At 62.3% G+C, this 17,709-nt stretch carries 14 protein-coding genes; 9 read left to right on the forward strand and 5 right to left on the reverse strand.

Annotated features, from left to right (window positions below; genetic code table 11):
* Window positions 1-80: 80 nt before the first annotated feature.
* Together ACP7BX_RS29705 and ACP7BX_RS29710 are read left to right on the forward strand one after the other, a co-directional pair.
* On the forward strand, window positions 81-1,031 hold the full coding sequence (locus tag ACP7BX_RS29705; protein ID WP_426131928.1) for a GlxA family transcriptional regulator: 951 nt from the start codon (window positions 81-83) through the stop codon (window positions 1,029-1,031).
* A gap of 148 nt (window positions 1,032-1,179) precedes the next feature.
* Window positions 1,180-2,649, forward strand: coding sequence for a winged helix-turn-helix domain-containing protein (locus ACP7BX_RS29710; protein ID WP_426131926.1), 1,470 nt, complete (start codon window positions 1,180-1,182; stop codon window positions 2,647-2,649).
* On the opposite strand, the gene ACP7BX_RS29715 is transcribed toward ACP7BX_RS29710, so the two are convergent.
* Window positions 2,596-5,358 carry an ATP-binding protein gene (locus ACP7BX_RS29715; protein ID WP_426131924.1) on the reverse strand — a complete coding sequence of 921 codons (2,763 nt, stop codon included), beginning with the start codon at window positions 5,356-5,358 and terminating at the stop codon, window positions 2,596-2,598. The two genes, ACP7BX_RS29710 and ACP7BX_RS29715, sit on opposite strands and share 54 nt — an antisense overlap.
* A 58-nt stretch (window positions 5,359-5,416) precedes the next feature.
* Window positions 5,417-5,815, reverse strand: a complete 399-nt coding sequence (locus ACP7BX_RS29720) for a helix-turn-helix domain-containing protein (protein ID WP_426131922.1) — start codon at window positions 5,813-5,815, stop codon at window positions 5,417-5,419.
* A gap of 204 nt (window positions 5,816-6,019) precedes the next feature.
* Here ACP7BX_RS29720 and ACP7BX_RS29725 point away from each other — a divergent pair, with 204 nt between their 5' ends.
* Both ACP7BX_RS29725 and ACP7BX_RS29730 read left to right on the forward strand, forming a co-directional pair.
* Complete coding sequence (locus ACP7BX_RS29725; RefSeq protein ID WP_033898183.1) at window positions 6,020-6,931, forward strand: LysR family transcriptional regulator; 912 nt, start codon at window positions 6,020-6,022, stop codon at window positions 6,929-6,931.
* A 468-nt stretch (window positions 6,932-7,399) separates the two neighbouring features.
* Window positions 7,400-7,837, forward strand: a complete 438-nt coding sequence (locus ACP7BX_RS29730) for a carboxymuconolactone decarboxylase family protein (protein ID WP_033898184.1) — start codon at window positions 7,400-7,402, stop codon at window positions 7,835-7,837.
* A gap of 3 nt (window positions 7,838-7,840) precedes the next feature.
* Here the strand turns inward: ACP7BX_RS29730 and ACP7BX_RS29735 are convergent, their stop codons facing one another.
* Together ACP7BX_RS29735 and ACP7BX_RS29740 are read right to left on the reverse strand one after the other, a co-directional pair.
* The gene (locus tag ACP7BX_RS29735) at window positions 7,841-9,988 is read right to left on the reverse strand and encodes a TonB-dependent siderophore receptor (RefSeq protein WP_426131919.1); all 2,148 of its coding nucleotides are present in this window, start codon (window positions 9,986-9,988) and stop codon (window positions 7,841-7,843) included.
* A gap of 88 nt (window positions 9,989-10,076) precedes the next feature.
* Window positions 10,077-10,964 (reverse strand): helix-turn-helix domain-containing protein, encoded by an 888-nt coding sequence (locus ACP7BX_RS29740; protein WP_426131918.1) that lies wholly within the window; start codon window positions 10,962-10,964, stop codon window positions 10,077-10,079.
* 140 nt (window positions 10,965-11,104) lie between these two features.
* Here ACP7BX_RS29740 and ACP7BX_RS29745 point away from each other — a divergent pair, with 140 nt between their 5' ends.
* Genes ACP7BX_RS29745 through ACP7BX_RS29755 form a run of 3 tightly spaced genes read left to right on the forward strand, consistent with a single transcriptional unit; the run spans window position 11,105 to window position 14,868 of the window.
* On the forward strand, window positions 11,105-12,463 hold the full coding sequence (locus ACP7BX_RS29745) for a glutamine synthetase family protein (RefSeq protein WP_038843459.1): 1,359 nt from the start codon (window positions 11,105-11,107) through the stop codon (window positions 12,461-12,463).
* 24 nt (window positions 12,464-12,487) lie between these two features.
* Window positions 12,488-13,576: a polyamine ABC transporter substrate-binding protein gene (locus tag ACP7BX_RS29750; protein ID WP_314535378.1), complete on the forward strand. Its 1,089-nt coding sequence runs from the start codon at window positions 12,488-12,490 to the stop codon at window positions 13,574-13,576.
* On the forward strand, window positions 13,573-14,868 hold the full coding sequence (locus tag ACP7BX_RS29755; RefSeq protein ID WP_426131916.1) for an NAD(P)/FAD-dependent oxidoreductase: 1,296 nt from the start codon (window positions 13,573-13,575) through the stop codon (window positions 14,866-14,868). Before ACP7BX_RS29750 ends, ACP7BX_RS29755 begins: the two co-directional genes overlap by 4 nt.
* On the opposite strand, the gene ACP7BX_RS29760 is transcribed toward ACP7BX_RS29755, so the two are convergent.
* A complete protein-coding gene (locus tag ACP7BX_RS29760) occupies window positions 14,869-15,762 on the reverse strand; it encodes a LysR substrate-binding domain-containing protein (protein WP_033898193.1) in 894 nt (297 codons plus the stop codon).
* A 113-nt stretch (window positions 15,763-15,875) separates the two neighbouring features.
* On the opposite strand from ACP7BX_RS29760, the gene ACP7BX_RS29765 reads away from it, so the two are divergent.
* Both ACP7BX_RS29765 and ACP7BX_RS29770 read left to right on the forward strand, forming a co-directional pair.
* Window positions 15,876-16,880, forward strand: a complete 1,005-nt coding sequence (locus ACP7BX_RS29765; protein ID WP_426131914.1) for an aldo/keto reductase — start codon at window positions 15,876-15,878, stop codon at window positions 16,878-16,880.
* A 17-nt stretch (window positions 16,881-16,897) separates the two neighbouring features.
* Window positions 16,898-17,695, forward strand: a complete 798-nt coding sequence (locus ACP7BX_RS29770) for an SDR family NAD(P)-dependent oxidoreductase (RefSeq protein ID WP_016975578.1) — start codon at window positions 16,898-16,900, stop codon at window positions 17,693-17,695.
* The last annotated feature ends 14 nt before the right edge of the window (window positions 17,696-17,709 follow it).

The following is a 17,709-nucleotide window of genomic DNA, read 5'->3' on the forward strand; positions in this document are numbered from 1 at the left end:
AATAACTGTCTCATTCAAGTTGACAGTGGTGAACGTGTAATAATGGCCGCCGCATTCCTTATCGATGGACCTTTCTTGTTATGAAAACCGTGGCCATGGCGCTGTTTCCGGACTTCCTCCTGCTCGACATGGCCGGGCCGCTCGAAGTGTTTTCCATTGCCAATCGCTACCTGCCAGCGGCGGATCACTATCAGATCCTTACCCTCGGCACCGAGCCTGGCCCGTTGCGCGCCTCCAATGGCGTCGCGGTACAGACCGACCTGCTGCTGGACCAGGCCCAGGATGCCTACGACCTGCTGCTGGTGCCCGGTGGTCCAGGTGCCTACAACGAATGCCACCCCGCGTTATTGCCCTGGCTCAGGGCTGCGGCGCCACGGGCACGGCGCTTTGGTTCCATCTGCACCGGCGCCTTTGTACTCGGGCATGCCGGGCTGTTGGACGGTCATCGCGTGACCACCCACTGGCACTACACCGAGCGGCTGATCAAGGCGTTCCCCAAGGCGATTGTCGAAACCGACCGTATCTATTTGCAGGACGGGCGCCTGATTACCTCGGGTGGCGTCACCGCGGGTATCGACCTCGCGCTGTCAGTGGTAGCCCAGGACCACGGCAAGCAGGTCGCCGTCGAAGTGGCCAAGGTGTTGCTGGTGGTGATGAAGCGCCAGGGCGGCCAGGCGCAGTTCAGCCCGATGACGGCGGCGGTGGCGCTCCAGGAAACCGCGATTACCCGCGTGCAGCAGCATGTGCTGGAGCATCTCGACCAAGCCTTCACCATCGAGTCCATGGCTGAGCTGGCCGGCATGAGCGCGCGGCATTTTGCGCGGCTATTTGCCAAGGATGTGCAGATGACGCCGATGGCATTTCTGCAAGGCGCGCGCATCGACCGCGCCCGGCAATTGCTGGAAACCACCGACCTGCCGCTCAAGACCGTGGCTTTTCACGCAGGCTTCGGCAGCGTGCGGCACATGCGTTTTCTGTTCAGTGAAAAACTGGGCCTCAACCCGACCCAATACCGACAGCAGTTCAGTTAACGACAGAATGTCCGTCTCGCGCACCCGAATGTCCGTATCGCTCCCCGCGCCAGCATTGTCCTGTCATCGCCAACTGGCAAGATAGCGGCAAGCCCATGGAAAAGGATGCGCGAACGCCCAAGGCCGGGTGTTTCAGCGCTTTACACAGATGAACAACCCGCAGGCGATTGAGGCTGAAGGCACGGTGCGTTTCGGCGCCTATGTCTTTCACCGGCAACAACGTCTGGTCAGCAAGGCAGGCTGGCCGGTGCCTTTGGGTGGGCGGGCGCTGGATATCCTCACGGTGTTGCTCGAAGCGCCTGGGCAGTACATCAGCAAGGCCACCTTGATCGAGCGCGTGTGGCCGAACAGTGTGGTGGAAGAAAACAACCTGCGGGTGCACATCGCTGCACTGCGTCGCGCCCTTGACGGGCAGCGCTTCATTCTCAACGATCCGCAGCGTGGCTACTGTTTCGCCGCCCCCGTGCACGGCGTTGTGCCGGCCGCGTTACCCCGGCATAACCTCGCCGTACGCCTTAGCCCGGTGATGGGCTGCGATGAACTGTTGGGTGTGCTGGTACGGCGCTTGTCCGGCCAACGCCTGATGACGCTCAGCGGGTGTGCCGGCGTGGGCAAGAGCAGCCTGGCCCTGGCGTTGGCCGAGCGGGTGCTGCCGCGTTATCGGGACGGCGTGTGGTGGGTCGACCTGGCCACGGTGGAAGCGCCGATGAGCATGTTGCGCCACCTGGCTTTGGCGCTGCACCTTGAACCCTGCGCCAGCGCGGCTGAACTGGGCCGGCAATTGGCGACCCGTCAGTTGCTGCTGGTGCTGGACGGTGCCGACTTGCTGCTCGGCGCCTGCCGTCACCTGGTGCGCGTGCTACGCGAAGCGGCGCCCCAGGTCAGTGTACTGGTCAGCAGCCGTGAAGCCCTGCAAGTCCCCGGCGAATGGGTGCAGCGCGTGCCCCGGCTGGCGGTGCCTGCGCCGTCAACGCTGGGCAGTGTCGAGGAGGCGATGGTAAACCCTGCGGTGCAAGTGTTCGTCGCCCGAGTACGTGCGGCTCAGCAAGGCTTTGTGCTGCGGCCTCAGGACCTGGCCCCGCTGCGTGACATCTGCCGGCGCCTGGATGGTATTCCCCTGGCCCTGGAGCTGGCGGCCGCTCAAGTGGACGCCCTGGGTGTGCGGGGATTGCAGCAGCAATTGTGCAAAGGCGTACAGGTACTGAGCCGGGGCCGGCGTACGGCGGTGGAACGTCATCAATCCCTGAGCGCCGCCCTGGACTGGACTTACCAGCGCTTGAGCCTGCCGGAGCGCTGGCTGTTCCTCCAATTGAGCCTGTTCAAGATGGCCGTCACCTTGCCCACCTTGAGCGAACTGGTCACCGGCACCGAGTTGGAACATGCCGACCTGGCCTACCTGCTGGAGCGTCTGGTCAGTACTTCGTTGCTGAGCCTCGAACCGGGCCCTGGCAATGCCCGTTACCGCCTGCTCAACTGCGTGCGCAGCTATGCCCTGACGCAATTGCGCGACCCGATGCAGGTCGCGCGTTTGCAGCAGGGCTATGGGCATTATCTGGGGCCGTTTTCAGGCCGGCCGTTTGTCCTGCAGCTCGTCGAGCAGGCGGCGTACGCGGACTAGGTCCTGGGTGGCAAAGCCTTCAGTGAACCGCGCGTAAATCGAACTCAGCAGATCCCGCGCCGGCTGCACGCGGCCTTGCGCCTGCCACAGCCTTGCCAGTGAGGTGGCACAGCGCAACTCCCAGGCAAGCGCGCCTTGCTGGTGTGCCAGGCCCAAGGCTTCCAGCAGCAGCGTTTCGGCCGCACGGCGATCTGTCAGGCTGTCGGCACGCACCCTTAGAATCTCCGGGGTACACCAACCTGCGAGGCCATTTCTGGCGCGTTCAAATAGCCCGTCACTGACCTCGATGGCGTTGAACGTCACCAGGATGTCCTCGACCAGGCCCAGCCCCTGCACATCGGCCATCGGCAACGTGCCTTCGTAGCAGCGCGCCCAAGTCTGGAACAGCTGCACCGAGTGCTTTTGCGATTGTTGCAACAGTTGGTCCAACTGCTCGCGTGCCACCTTGTTGTCGCCGTTGTAGTAGGCGATGACCACCCCGGCCAGGGCCAAGGTATAGCAGATCGACGTACCATGATTGATGTTCAAGGCCAGCGCCAACGCCTGGCTGGCGATGCGCCACGCGCGCTCCGGGTAACCCCGCAGCCACAGGATGCGCGCGAGGATGGTCAACGAGGCGACGCTCTGGTCGTACTGCACGCCAAAACCGTGGGTAAAACGGTTGAGATGACCGCTGTGGGCCATGCGCTGGATCACCTGTTCGGCATTGTGCTGCGCCAGCGCCTGGTTGCCGGCGAAGTGTTGCGCTAATACCCGCAGGCGTTGGGCGCTGAGGGCCAACAGGGGCTCGGCCTCGGGACCCAGGCGGTCGAAGTGCAGGCTTTGCGCCAAGGCCTCAGGGTAGTCGCCGCAGCACAGGTTCACCGCCATCTGGCCCGACACTGCACGCAGTTGGCCTGCCAGATCCTTGCCGGCTTCCGCCAGGCGCCGGGCACAACGGAAGGCTTCGATGGTCTGCGGCGTGCCGCCCTGGGTGTGATAGGAAAAACTGCCCAGCGCCAACTGCAAGGCCATGTTCAAGCGTTGGCTCGGCCTACTCGACTGACCCAGCCGCGCGAGGGCCTTGCCTACGTATAAACCCTGGTCACGCAGCAGCGACAGCTCCTGCCACAACGGCATCGCACTCACCGTGAGGCGCATGCCCAGCACGTGCACGCCCTGGTCACTCAGGCTCCAGTCGAGGGCGGCCCGGATGTCTTCGCGCAGGGGCGCGTAGCGGTCGATCCAGGGTTGGGTCGCGGTCAGTTCCCAATCGTCCTGGGCCTGGTGCATCAGCGCCAGGCAGCGTTCGGCGTGGCGCTCTCGGGTGGGGTCGAGTTCATCGGCGACGCTGAGTTTCTCCAGGGCGTAGGTGCGGGTGATGTCCAGCAGGCGATAGACCATCTCGTCATCGCCGGCTTCCACATTGAGCAGGGATTTGGCGACCAATTGAGTGATGGAGCCCAACACTTCGGTCGGTGCAATCTTTTCCCCGGCAATCACCGCTGCCGCGCTGGCCAGGCTGAAACCGCCGCGAAACACCGCCAGGCGCCGCAGGCAGATCTGTTCGCAGGCGGTCAGCAGCTCAAAGCTCCAGTCCAGCGTGGCGCGCAGGGTTTGATGGCGGGGCAGAGCGTTGCGCCGGCCACGGGTCAGCAGGCGGAAATTGTCCTCCATCTGCACCAATAGCCCTGGCAAGCCAAAGCGCTCGATCTGCGCCGCCACCAACTCGATCGCCAACGGAATGCCGTCCAGGCGCTGGCAGATATCGATTGCCAGCGGCAGCTCGGCTTCGCTCAGTTCAAAGCTGTCCTGATGGGACATGGCCCGCTCGATCAACAATTGCAGGGCGGGGTAGCCCAGTGCCTGCGCGCGGTTGCCGGTGACGGGCGGGCAGGCCAGTGGTTCCAGGCGCTGCACGGACTCGCCCTCGGCGCGCAATGCCTCCCGGCTGGTGGCCAGGATGTGCAGCCTGGGCGCATGGCGTAGCAGGGTCTCGCTGATCAGGGCGATGTCGTCAAGCAGGTGCTCGCAGTTGTCGATCACCAGCAGCAGTTGGCGCTCCTGCACGTTGCGCGCAAAGGTGGTCAAGGGTTCATGCTCGGCGTGGGGGAGATCGAGCAGGGCTGCCAGGTTGGGCAGGATCATCGATGGCGCGCTCAAAGGCGCCAGGTCGAGCAGGCGAATGCCGTCGCGGTAATGGCCGATCAGCAATTCCGCCACTCTCAGCGCGACGGTGGTCTTGCCGATGCCACCGGCGCCGGTCAGGGTGATAAAGCGTTGTTCCGGCAGTTGCTGCACCAGGCTGTCGATCAAGGCCTGACGGCCGATCATCCGGGTACGCCGCAACGGCAGGTTATGGCAGGGACGTTGTGGGGCACCTTCGGAAGGCGGCGTCATCGGTTCGATGCTCAGTGGCGCAACAAAACTGTAGCCACGCTGGGCCACGGTCACGATATAGCGCTGCCCGGCCTGGCCATCGCCCAGGGCCTTGCGCAACGCCGCCATATGCACCCGCAGGTTGCCGTCTTCCACCACGCTTTTGGGCCAGACGCGGGCGATCAATTCCTGCTTGCTCACCACGTTGCCGGCCTGCTCCAGCAGGATCAGCAGGATCTCCACCGCGCGCCGTCCCAAGCGTAACGGGCGACCCGCCTCCAGCACCAGGCGTTGGCGCGGGTGGATGCGATAGGGGCCGAAATGCACGGCCTGGTCGCCGGGATCGCTCATGGGGGGGCATGCTCGGGAAATGGGGAGCGGCCAGCATATTCCAGGTACGCACCGACCACTAGGCTGCGATCACTTGAGGCTTGTGGCGCGAGTGGTGATTTCGCCAGGTCATCGGGTTGACACCTTCGCTGCGGGTGAACATATGGCAGAAGTGCGCCTGGTCGCAAAAACCGCATTCCAGGCTGATTTGCGTCAGGCTCAGGGATGAGCCGGTGATCAGCTCCTTGGCGCGCTGGATACGTTGTTGACGGATCCACTCCTGTGGCGACAACCCGGTGGTGCACTTGAACGCCCGGGAAAAATGGCTGCGCGACAACGCGCAGGCCTGGGCCAGGTCGGCAATGGCCAGGCTTTCGCCGAGGTTGGCCAGGATCAGTTGCTTGGCGATGTGCTCGCGCCGAGGGCACAGGCCTCCGGTGGCGGACAAGCGAGGGGCATATTGCTCGAGTCGGGCCATGACAAATATCCGCAGTCGATGGGAGCGTTCCCGGTGAATGGATGCAGTGTAGACGCCACTAATCTTGTTGCTGGACCGTCCGGCTGACGAGTTAATCGTTGTTAATTTCGCCAGGTACGCAGGTGGAAAAGACAGCACAGGCATGCAATGCAACTCGGGTTTTGCGTGCTTATCTGTGGGCTTGCCAACCGTTTGGATAGCCCCATGAACCGCAACGACCTGCGCCGCGTCGACATGAACCTGCTGGTGATTTTCGAAGCCCTGATGTTCGAGAAGAACCTGACCCGTGTCGCCGAAAAACTCTTTATGGGCCAACCGGCAGTGAGTGCGGCATTGGGGCGTCTGCGCGATTTGTTCGACGACCCGTTGCTGTTGCGTAACGGGCGGGGCATGGAGCCCACGCCACGCGCCGTGGCGATACTCAAGGAGTTGCAACCGGCCATGGACACCATCTCCGGCGCGGTCAGCCGTGCCAAGGATTTCGACCCTTCCAGCAGTTGTGCAGTGTTTCGCATTGGCCTCTCGGACGACGCTGAGTTTGGCCTGTTTCCGCCGTTGCTCAGTCAACTGCGCGAGGAGGCGCCGGGGATCATCGTGGTGGTGCGCCGGGCCAATTACCTGTTGATGTCGTCGCTGCTGGCCAGTGGTGAGATTTCGGTGGGGGTGAGTTACACCACTGACTTGCCGGCGAATGCCAAGCGCAAGAAACTGCGGGATATTCCGTGCAAGGTCTTGCGTGGGGATGGGGGGACTGAGCCGCTGACCCTGGATGACTACTGTGAACGGCCTCATGCGATGGTGTCGTTTTCGGGGGATTTGAGCGGCAATATCGATCTGGATTTGGCGAGGATCGGCCGGGCGCGGCGGGTGGTGTTGGCGGTGCCGCAGTTCAGTGGGTTACGGGCGTTGTTGGCGGGCACGCAGATTATTGCGACGGTGCCGGATTATGCGGCGTGTGCGTTGACCGAGGGGACGTCGTTACGGGCGGAGGATCCGCCGTTTGCGATTGATGCGGCGGAATTGTCGATGGTGTGGAGCGGGGTGCATGACAATGATCCGGCGGAGCGGTGGTTGAGGGGGAGGATTGGGGAGCATATGGCTCGGGGTTTTGACTGAGTACATATCCGTTGCTGCGGTGATGGCTGATATGGGTTCCGCCCTTACGGCCAGCCCTTTGAAGGTCTTTGAAAACCCAGCGATATCTGGCTGATACCCTCCCATTAAGGGCGAACACTGCAACTGTGGCGAGCGGGCTTGTCCCGCGTTGGGCGGCGAAGCAGCCCCAGAACCAGCGGCCGAAGAGTGCCTGACTCACCGCATTCCTCCTTCTAGGGTCGCTTCGCAACCCAACGCGGGACAAGCCCGCTCGCCACAGGGTACTTATCGCCAGTTCTACCTAAAGACCTTGAAAGGACTGGCCGTAAGGGCGGAACCCATATCAGCCATCACCGCAGCAACGGATATGTACTCAGTCAAAGCCTCCAAAAAAAATTGGTCACCCATTCTTCCCCAAAATTGGATATTCCTCCCCCAAGGCCCGATGACTAACCTAGCCACCAATCCCCACTGCCTTGGAGCACCCTCATGCAAACCCGTACCGATTTCTACACCGCCTCCCCAGACGCCATGAAAGCCATGCTCGCCCTGGAAGCCGCCGTCGGCAAACTGTCCATCGAGCTGCCCCTGCTGGAGCTGGTCCGCCTGCGCGTCTCGCAGATCAACGGCTGCGCCTTCTGCCTCGACATGCACACCGCCGACGCCCGTAAAGGCGGCGAAACCGAACGCCGCCTATACACCGTCTCCGCCTGGCGCGAAACGCCGTTCTTTACCCCGCGTGAACGCGCCGCACTGGCCTGGGCCGAAAGCCTGACACTGATCAGCCACACTCACGCCCCGGACGAAGACTTCAACGCCCTGGCCGCCGAGTTCAGTCCTCAGGAGCAGATCGACCTGAGCGTGGCCATCGCCACCATCAACAGCTGGAATCGCCTGGCCGTGGGTTTCCGCAAGATGCCGAAGTAAGCGTCAGAAGTTGACCGAAGCACTCAGGCGCGCCGTCAACGGCGCGCCCTGGAACAGATAGTCATCGCCCATGTACTCGCCCGCGTCGCGCCAGTAGCGCTTGTCGAACAGGTTGTCGACGCTCAGGCGGAACACCGTTTCATAGCCGCTCACCTTGGTGGTGTAGCGGCTACCCACGTTCACCACGGCGTAATCCCCCACCTCCACATTGCCGCTACGGTTGGCGTACTTCTTGGCGCTGTATTGCACGTCGCCCAGTACCGCCAGGCCGTTCACCCAAGGCAACGCATAATCGGCATACACACTGGCGCGCAGCTTGGGCACGTTGATCGCTTGGTGGTCCTCATAGTCGGCAGTACCGCTGCCGCTCACCCGCGCGCGAATCGCCGCCACGCTGGTTGCAATCTGCAGGCGCTCGGTGGCCCAGCCATTGGCTGACAATTCCAGGCCGGTGTTCTTCTGTTCGCCTTGTTGTACGTAGTCGAAGGCGCCAGTGCCGTCCGGTTTGGCGTATTGGTAGGCCTGACGGGTCTGGAATACGGCGGCGGTGAAACTCATGCGGCGCCAGTCGTATTTCACACCGGCTTCGATTTGACGTGAGGTGGTGGGGGCGAGTGTTTCAAATTTGTTGTTCGCGAACCACGGTGCTGTACCACCCAGGGACAGGCCCTTGCTGTAGCTGGTGTAGAGCGAAACGTTCTCCACCGGTTTGTAGATCAATGAGGCTTGAGGCAGGAACACGTATTGCTGGGTATGGCGTGTCTGATCACCCGTGGTGCCGTCGTAAGCCTTCTCATCCAGACGCACTTCGCGCCCGCCCAAAACGGTTTGCCATTGCTCGTTGAATTTGATGCGGTCGGTGATAAACAGCCCGTATTGGCGGCTGTCGAGGTTGCGATGGCTGTCGTTTAACGGTTGGTCGGTTGGCGTGAAGCTCGGTGCGTCTTCATGGATATTACCGCTGCCGATAGGGACGTTGACCGCTTCACGCTTGTCGACCACCCGGCGAAACGCGCTGGTGCCGAACGTTAGTTCATGGCCCAGGCCGGCAGTGTTGAACAGCCCGGTCATGGCCGCTTGTACTTCATCGTCACGGCGGGTGTCGTCGGGACTGCGGAAGTCGTAGATGTCGTAGTTGCCCTCGGGGGTGAAGTAATTGCCGAGCCCGGTTGTCGCGCCGCCCCAGGCAAACGAGCTGTAATCGTCAATCACCACCTTGCTGTGTGCCGCGCTGACGCTTCCTTTCCACTGATCGCTGAAGCGGTACTCAAACTTGCCGTTGAGGTTCAGTGAATCAATGCCCACTTGCTTCGACCCGCTCTGGTGGCCCAGCAGTTTTTTCGGCGAAGCATCGTGGGGTACTTCAGTGCCACCGAGCAATTGGTAGCCCGGCACCGAACGTTGTTGCTTGTTCTGGTATTCCGCATCCAGTTGCAACACCGCATCGGGGCTGATGTTCCAGTCGAACGCCAGGGACACAAAATCGCGCTGGCCATTGGCGTGTTCCACATAGGAATTGAGGTCTTCATGGGCCACGTTGGCGCGCAGGCCGAATTGCTGCTCGCTGCCAAACCAGCCGCCCACGTCGGTGGCGAGGTAGCCGCTGCCGCGATCATCGGTGGAGACGGTCACCGAGCGCACGTCTTCCGGGCGCTTGGTCACGTAGTTGATCACGCCGCTCGGCTCGGAGATCCCGCTTTGCAGGCCCGCCAGGCCCTTGAGCACTTCCACCTGTTGTTTGTTTTCCAGGGCGACGTTCTGCTCGCCCGTGATGGTGCGCCCGTTGATCTTGTAGCTGCTCGCCGCGTTCAGCGAAAAGCCGCGCACCACGAAGTTTTCGTAGTAGCCGATGGGCGCGTAGCTGTCGCCCACGGATGCATCGTTGCGCAGTACTTCACTGAGCAGACGCGCCTGCTGGTCCTTGATCAGTGCGGCGTTGATCACCGTGATCGAAGCGGGAGTGTCGAGCAGCGGCGCGTTGTCGAAGCCGCCCACCGAGGCAGTTTCACTGCGGTAGCCGGATTCATCCTGGCCCTGGACGTTCACCGCCGGCAGTTCGATTTCAGCCGCGAGGCTGTTGCCGATGCCGCCGCTGAGCAGCAGGCCGAGGGCGAAACGAGAGGTGACGACGGGACGAAAACGCAAAACCATGGGGGCAGGGCCTTAAAGCGCAGGGCGGGAGGGCGCATAAGCTAGGCATATCGGCCAGGTTTTACAAGGTATTGAGAAGGTTTCTCCGTTAGTGACGATGCTTTAGCGTTTCACTCGGCAGTTCCTTGAACAATGCCCGATAACTGTTGGAAAACCGGCCCAGGTGCCAGAACGACCAATTCATCGCCACCTCGGCCACGGTGGCGTTCGGTGAGCCCAACAACTCCCGCCGCGCCCCATTCAACCGGCGCAACCGCAACCACTGCGCCGGGCTCATCCCGGTGTAGGTCTTGAAGCCCTGCTGCAACTGACGCAACGGCACGCCGGCAATCTGTGCCAGTTCCAGCAGGTTCACGGATTCATCCGGCGCATCCGCCGCCCACTCGCCGATGCGCGCCATCAGCCGACGCTCGTCGCTGCGTCGCTGCAATGAGCTGCGGTCCAGACCCACGCAGGCGTTGTCGAGTATGTACAGGCAGTCATCGAGCAGTTGCTGGGTGAGGGCAACGGGGTCGATTTCGGTGGACAAGCGGGTGAGGGTGCCACTCAGCCAGCGACTGAACAGCCCATTCTGCTGGCAGGTCAACGGTGCCATGAACAGACCTTCCAGCTTCGCCACATCCAGCCCATGGCGTTGCACGAACTGCGGCCCGAACACCACCGCCACCTCGCGGTAGTTTTCAGGGGTGATCCAGGTGTTTCGGCTTTCGCCATTGAGCATGTACAGCGCGTTGTCGCTGCCGTCGAAACAGAACGCCAATGAGCCTGGCGGTGCATTGAAATGCTGCTCCACACGGGTGTTCATGCACTCTTCGTACACTTCCACACCCTGCAAATCCAGATAGCGGATCCGCCCGGCAAAATGCCCTGGGGACATCTGCTGGTACTGCTGCACCCAACCGGGTGTCGCATTGCATTGAGCGGCCACATCACCGGTGGTGAAGGCCTGTACGCGCAAAGCTGTTGCCTGTGTCATGGGTAACCTGGGCGCACTCTATTGGTGCGTTGTGGTTCGTGCAAAGTGGATAGATGCCGCAGGGGCGGCGGCATCAAGATAGACCTCAATGCGCCAGGAGTACAAGCCGGCGCATGCACCCAACCCATGACGAGGTCCTTATGAACGCCCCCTTCGATCAGCTGTCCGCCTGGCTGAAAGAACACAAGATTACCGAAGTCGAATGCGTGATCAGTGATTTGACTGGCATCGCACGCGGCAAGATTGCGCCCACCAACAAGTTCCTGCATGAGCGAGGCATGCGCCTGCCGGAAAGTGTGCTGCTGCAAACGGTAACCGGGGACTTTGTCGACGACGACATCTACTACGACCTGCTCGACCCGGCCGATATCGACATGGTCTGCCGCCCGGTGTCCAACGCCACCTATGTGGTGCCTTGGGCCATCGAACCCACTGCGATTGTGATCCACGACACCTTCGACAAGCAGGGCAACCCCATCGAACTGTCGCCGCGCAACGTGCTGAAGAAGGTCCTGCAGTTGTACACCGACCAGGGCTGGCAGCCGATTGTTGCGCCGGAAATGGAGTTCTACCTGACCCAGCGCTGCGAAGACCCGGACCTGCCGCTGAAAACCCCGGTAGGCCGCTCGGGCCGCGCCGAAACCGGTCGCCAGTCGTTTTCCATTGATGCGGCCAACGAATTCGACCCACTGTTCGAAGACGTCTATGACTGGTGCGAAGCCCAGGGCCTGGACCTCGATACGCTGATCCACGAAGACGGCCCGGCGCAGATGGAAATCAACTTCCGCCACGGCGATGCCCTCGACCTCGCTGACCAGATCACTGTGTTCAAGCGCACCCTGCGCGAAGCCGCGCTCAAACACAACGTGGCCGCCACGTTCATGGCCAAGCCGGTGGCCGACGAGCCGGGCAGCGCCATGCACCTGCATCAGAGCGTGGTCGACATCGCCACCGGCAAACCGGTGTTCGTCGACGCTGACGGCAACAAGAGTCAGCTGTTCCTGCACCACATCGGCGGCTTGCAGAAGTACATCCCCAAGCTGCTGCCGATGTTTGCGCCCAATGTGAACTCGTTCCGCCGCTTCCTGCCGGACACCTCGGCACCGGTCAACGTCGAGTGGGGCGAAGAGAACCGCACCGTTGGCCTGCGCGTGCCCACCTCCAGCCCCGACGCCATGCGTGTGGAAAACCGCTTGCCCGGCGCCGATGCCAATCCCTACCTGGCGATTGCGGCTAGTCTGCTGTGTGGCTACCTCGGGATGATCGAGCAGATCGAACCCAGCGCGCCAGTGGAAGGGCGTGCCTATGAGCGCCGCAACCTGCGCCTGCCGTTCACCCTCGAAGATGCGCTGGCACGCATGGAGGATTGCGATACGGTCAAGCAGTACCTGGGCGACAAATTCGTGCGGGGCTACGTCGCGGTCAAGCGCGCCGAGCACGAGAATTTCAAGCGGGTGATCAGTTCCTGGGAACGTGAGTTCCTGCTGTTGAGCGTCTAAAAAAACCAAAAAAGGGGTGTCGATATGCGTCTTGTGAAACAGCTTCTCCCGCTGGCCCTGGTGGCCGCGTTCAGCAGTGCCGGCCAGGCGGCGCCGACGGTCAGCGTCTACAACTGGACCGACTATATCGGCGAGACCACCCTGGCGGACTTCCAGGCCAAGACCGGGATCAAGCCGATCTACGACGTGTTCGACTCCAATGAAACCCTGGAGGGCAAGTTGCTCGCGGGGCGCACCGGCTATGACGTGGTGGTGCCGTCCAACCACTTCCTGGCACGCCAGGTGAAGGCCGGTGCGTTCCTCAAGCTCGACCGCGCGCAACTGCCCAACTTCAAGAACCTCGACCCCAAGCTGCTCAAGCTGTTGGAAAAAAATGACCCGGGCAATGCGCACTCGGTGCCCTACCTGTGGGGCACCAATGGCATCGGCTATAACGTCGACAAGGTCAAGCAGGTGCTGGGCATCGATCATATCGATTCGTGGGCGGTGCTGTTCGAGCCCGAGAACATCAAGAAACTCAACCAATGCGGCGTGGCCTTCCTCGATTCGGCGGACGAGCTGTTCCCGGCGATCCTCAACTACATGGGCAAGGACCCGCGCAGCGAGAACCCCGAGGACTACAAGCAGGCCGAGGCCAAATTGCTGACGTTGCGGCCGTACATCACCTACTTCCATTCTTCCAAGTACATCTCGGATTTGGCCAACGGTGATATCTGCGTGGCCTTCGGTTATTCCGGCGACGTGTTCCAGGCCGCCAACCGCGCCAAGGAAGCCAAGAACGGGGTGAACATCGCCTATTCGATTCCCAAGGAAGGCTCCAACCTGTGGTTCGACCTGCTGGCGATTCCCGCCGACGCCAGCAACCCGAAAGAAGCCCACGCGTTCATCAACTACCTGCTCGACCCTGAAGTGATCGCCAAGGTCAGCGCCTCGGTGGGGTACGCCAACGCCAACCCGGCGGCCAAGGCGTTCATGGACCCGGAACTGGTGAACAACCCTGAGGTGTACCCGTCTCAGGAAGTGCTCGACAAACTCTACATTTCCACCACGCCGACCCCGGCGACCATGCGCCTGATGACCCGCGCCTGGAGCAAAGTGAAGACCAACAAATGATGCTGTCGACTGACCACGCCCGGTCTTACTACCGGGCCACGGCCAACGCCCTGACGGAGCGCCCCGCATTGGGCACCGACCTGACCGCCGATGTGTGTGTGATCGGCGGCGGCTTCACCGGTGTGAATACCGCCATCGAGCTGGCCCAGCGTGGGCTCTCGGTGATCCTGCTGGAAGCCCGGCGCATCGGCTGGGGCGCCAGCGGGCGCAATGGCGGCCAGTTGATTCGCGGTATCGGCCATGACGTATCGGGTTTCGCCAAGTACGTGGGCGAGGAGGGCGTGCGTTACCTGGAGCGTGCCGGCATCGACTCGGTGGCGTTGGTGGGCGAGCGCATTCGCGAACATGGGATTGACTGCGACCTGCGCTGGGGCTTCTGCGAGTTGGCCAATACGCCCGCGCAGTTCGATGCGTTCAAAGGCGAGCAGGCGCACCTGGCGGCGCTGGGCTATGCCCATGAAACCCGCCTGGTGGGGCCGGGGGATATGCAGCAAGTGGTGGGCTCGTCGGTGTATGCCGGCGGCCTGGTGGACATGGGCTCCGGGCACCTGCACCCGTTGAATCTGGTGCTGGGTGAGGCGCAGTTGGCCGAATCCCTCGGGGTGCGGATTTTCGAACACACCGAAGTGCTGGAGCTGATCCACGGCGACAGGGTGCAAGTGCGCTGCGCTGGCGGCAGCGTGCGTGCCGACCACCTGGTGCTGGCCTGCAATGCCCATCTGGAGGAACTGGAACCGCGCCTGAGCGGCAAGGTGCTCCCGGCGGGCAGTTATATCATCGCCACCGAGCCTTTATCTGAGGCGATGGCCAGCCAGTTGATCCCACAGAACCTCGCGTTGTGCGACCAGAAAGTCGGCCTGGATTATTACCGGTTGTCCGCTGACCGCCGCCTGCTGTTTGGCGGCGCCTGCCATTACTCCGGCCGTGATCCGGCGGACATCGCCGCCTATATGCAACCGAAAATGCTTAAGGTGTTCCCGCAACTGGCCCATACCGCCATTGAGTTCCAGTGGGGCGGCAAGATCGGCATTACCGCCAACCGCTTTCCGCAGGTGGGCCGGTTGAAGCAGTACCCGAATGTGTTTTATGCCCAGGGCTATTCCGGGCATGGGCTGAACGTCACCCACTGGTGCGCCAGGCTGCTGGCCGAAGGTATCCACGCCGGCCACAGCACGGGCCTGGATATTTTCAGCCAAGTGCCCCACATGACGTTTCCGGGTGGCAAGGCGTTGCGTTCGCCGCTGTTGGCGTTGGGGATGTTGTGGTATCGGTTGAAGGAGCTGATGGGTTGATCAACCGACGGGTTCGGTCAGTACTTTCCTGAAGGTTTCCACCAGCGGCCGAAGGTTGATCCGATGCCACGCCGCCCACAGCGGCGTGGTGTAGCTCAACCACGGCAACTCCCGCAACACCACGCCCGGCGGGGCATTGCGGCTCAGGCCCTTTTGCACCATCGCCACGCCCAGGCCTGAAGCGACCAGACCCAAGGCGGTAAACGGTTCACCGGCTTCCATGGGGATCTGCGGGGTGAAACCGGCGCGGATGCAGGCGGCGATAAAGTCGTCAGTTGGATGCGCGCCGGGTTTGCGCTGCACGCCGATCCATTCCTGATCGGCCAGGTGCTCGGGCAGCAGCTCGCTTTGGCGTGCCAATGGGTGGTGTTCAGGCAGGGCCAGCAGCATCGGGTCATCCAATACTTGCAGTGCGATCAGGTCGGGATCATCGTCGGCCGGCGGCTCGTTCACCAGCGCGATATCCAGGCTGCGCTGACGCAGGCCTTCCAGTTGTTCGAGAGAGGGCAGGTTGTACAGCTTGATATGCACGGTGGGGCGGTCGTCGCGCAGGATGCGCAGGGCATTGGGCAACACACCGGCATGCATGGCGTTTTCGATGTAGCCGATGCACAGCCCACCTTCTTCGCCACGGCCCAGGCGCTTGCCCAGGGACTCCAGGCGATTGGCATGGGTCAGCAGCGCTTTGGTTTCAGCCAGGAAGGTCTGGCCGTCACGGGTCAGGCGGATGCGTTGCTGGCTGCGTTCGAACAGGGTCAGGCCCAGGCGCTCTTCCAACTGGGCTATCTGTCGGCTCAGCGGCGACTGGGAAATGTGCAGGCGTTCGGCAGCGCGGCCGACGTGTTCTTCTTCGGCGACCACTTCGAAGTAGCGCAGTTGGCGGAGATCGATCATGTTAGACCTACGAGGACTCAAGTTGGTCGCAGTATGTCTTGGACGGTCCGATCTCTGCAATCTAGGATCTGCTCAACGGTCACAGCGACCCCTGAACCCATTGAGGATCCATCATGAGCTTGAAAGACAAACTCCCAGGCCAGCTCGGCTTTGGCACCGCACCGCTGGGCAACATGTTCCGCGCCATTCCTGAAGACGAGGCCCAGGCCACCGTGGAGGCCGCCTGGAACGCCGGCGTGCGTTACTTCGACACCGCGCCGTTCTACGGCTCGGGCCTCTCGGAAATCCGCCTGGGCCAGGCCCTGTCGCAGTACAACCGCGACGACTTCGTGCTCAGCACCAAGGTCGGCCGGGTGATCCTCGACGAAGTCGAAGACAGCGCCCGAGACCTCGGCGAAAAAAACGGCGTGTTCGAACACGGCCGCCCGAACAAGATGCTCAACGACTACAGCGCCGACGCCACCTTGCGCTCCATCGAAGACAGCCTGATCCGCCTGAACACCGATCGCCTGGACATCGTGTGGATTCACGACATCGCCCAGGACTTCTATGGCGACCAGTGGCTGGAGTACTTCAACCAGGCCCGCACCGGCGCTTTCAAAGTGCTGACCCGCCTGCGCGAAGAGGGTGTGATCAAGGCCTGGGGCCTGGGCGTGAACCGCGTCGAGCCGTGCGAATTGACCTTGGACTTGACGGAAGCGCAACCCGACGGCTTTTTGCTGGCCGGCCGCTACACTCTGCTGGACCACGATCGCGCCCTGCAACGACTGATGGACTCGGCTGTGGCGCAGAACGTCGAAATCGTCGTCGGTGGCCCCTACAGCTCCGGCATCCTTGCCGGTGGCGCGCACTTCGAATACCAGAAAGCCAGCCCGGCGATCATCAGCAAGGTCGAGCAGATCAAGGCGATTGCCCAGGCATTCGGCGTGAGTGTGAAAGCCGCCGCGCTGCAATTCTCCCTGGCCCATCCGGCCGTGGCGGCGGTAATTCCGGGTGCCAGCCGTCCGGGCAGGATTGCCGAAGACGTTGCAGCGTTGTCAGAAAAGATCCCGGCAGCCTTCTGGCAGGCCTTGCGCGACGCCCGATTGATCTCGGATCGCGCACCACTGCCGCTTTAACTTCAGGAGTTTCAACCATGAAAATTGATGTAAGCGGCAAAGTAGCGATTGTCAGCGGCAGCACGGCCGGTATTGGCCTGGGCATCAGCCAGGCGCTGGCGCAGTCCGGCGCCACGGTGGTGGTGATCGGGCGCGACGCGGGCAAGGTGGATGACGCCTTGGCGAGCATCCGCCAGGCCGTTCCCGGCGCGGACCTGCGTGGTTTGGTGGCGGATCTCGGCACGGCCGAAGGCGCAGAAAAACTCTTCGCCGCCGAACCGCGTGCCGACATCCTGGTCAACAACCTGGGCATCTTCAACGATGTGGATTTCTTTGAGGCCCCGGACAGCGAATGGACACGCTTTTATGAGGTCAATGTGATCTCCGGCGTGCGCCTGGCGCGGCATTACACACCGGGCATGGTCGAGCAGGGCTGGGGGCGGGTGATTTTCCTGTCGTCGGAGTCCGGCGTGGCGACCCCGGCGGACATGATCAACTACGGCGTGACCAAGAGCGCCAACCTGGCGGTGTCCCATGGTTTGGCCAAGCGCTTGGCGGGCACCGGCGTGACGGTAAACGCGGTGTTGCCTGGGCCGACCTTTACCGACGGCCTGGAGCAGATGCTCAAGGACGCCACCGCACAATCCGGGCGCAGTGCGCGGGACGAGGCGGACGTATTTGTACGAAACGCACGCCCAACCTCGATCATCCAGCGCGCGGCAAATGTGGATGAAGTCGCCAACCTGGTGGCGTACATTGCTTCACCCCTGTCATCTGCCACCACCGGTGCCGCGCTGCGGGTCGACGGTGGTGTGGTCGACAGCATGGCCATCTGAATTGTTTTTCATTT

This window comes from Pseudomonas sp. DWP3-1-3b3, assembly GCF_049896305.1.
GTDB lineage: Bacteria > Pseudomonadota > Gammaproteobacteria > Pseudomonadales > Pseudomonadaceae > Aquipseudomonas > Aquipseudomonas azotoformans_A.

Coding starts and splice junctions, on each gene's coding strand:
- ACP7BX_RS29705 (WP_426131928.1), top strand. CDS start 81: ATGAAAACCGTGGCCATGGCGCTGTTTCCGGACTTCCTCCTGCTCGAC.
- ACP7BX_RS29710 (WP_426131926.1), top strand. CDS start 1,180: ATGAACAACCCGCAGGCGATTGAGGCTGAAGGCACGGTGCGTTTCGGC.
- ACP7BX_RS29715 (WP_426131924.1), bottom strand. CDS start 5,358: ATGAGCGATCCCGGCGACCAGGCCGTGCATTTCGGCCCCTATCGCATC.
- ACP7BX_RS29720 (WP_426131922.1), bottom strand. CDS start 5,815: ATGGCCCGACTCGAGCAATATGCCCCTCGCTTGTCCGCCACCGGAGGC.
- ACP7BX_RS29725 (WP_033898183.1), top strand. CDS start 6,020: ATGAACCGCAACGACCTGCGCCGCGTCGACATGAACCTGCTGGTGATT.
- ACP7BX_RS29730 (WP_033898184.1), top strand. CDS start 7,400: ATGCAAACCCGTACCGATTTCTACACCGCCTCCCCAGACGCCATGAAA.
- ACP7BX_RS29735 (WP_426131919.1), bottom strand. CDS start 9,988: ATGGTTTTGCGTTTTCGTCCCGTCGTCACCTCTCGTTTCGCCCTCGGC.
- ACP7BX_RS29740 (WP_426131918.1), bottom strand. CDS start 10,964: ATGACACAGGCAACAGCTTTGCGCGTACAGGCCTTCACCACCGGTGAT.
- ACP7BX_RS29745 (WP_038843459.1), top strand. CDS start 11,105: ATGAACGCCCCCTTCGATCAGCTGTCCGCCTGGCTGAAAGAACACAAG.
- ACP7BX_RS29750 (WP_314535378.1), top strand. CDS start 12,488: ATGCGTCTTGTGAAACAGCTTCTCCCGCTGGCCCTGGTGGCCGCGTTC.
- ACP7BX_RS29755 (WP_426131916.1), top strand. CDS start 13,573: ATGATGCTGTCGACTGACCACGCCCGGTCTTACTACCGGGCCACGGCC.
- ACP7BX_RS29760 (WP_033898193.1), bottom strand. CDS start 15,762: ATGATCGATCTCCGCCAACTGCGCTACTTCGAAGTGGTCGCCGAAGAA.
- ACP7BX_RS29765 (WP_426131914.1), top strand. CDS start 15,876: ATGAGCTTGAAAGACAAACTCCCAGGCCAGCTCGGCTTTGGCACCGCA.
- ACP7BX_RS29770 (WP_016975578.1), top strand. CDS start 16,898: ATGAAAATTGATGTAAGCGGCAAAGTAGCGATTGTCAGCGGCAGCACG.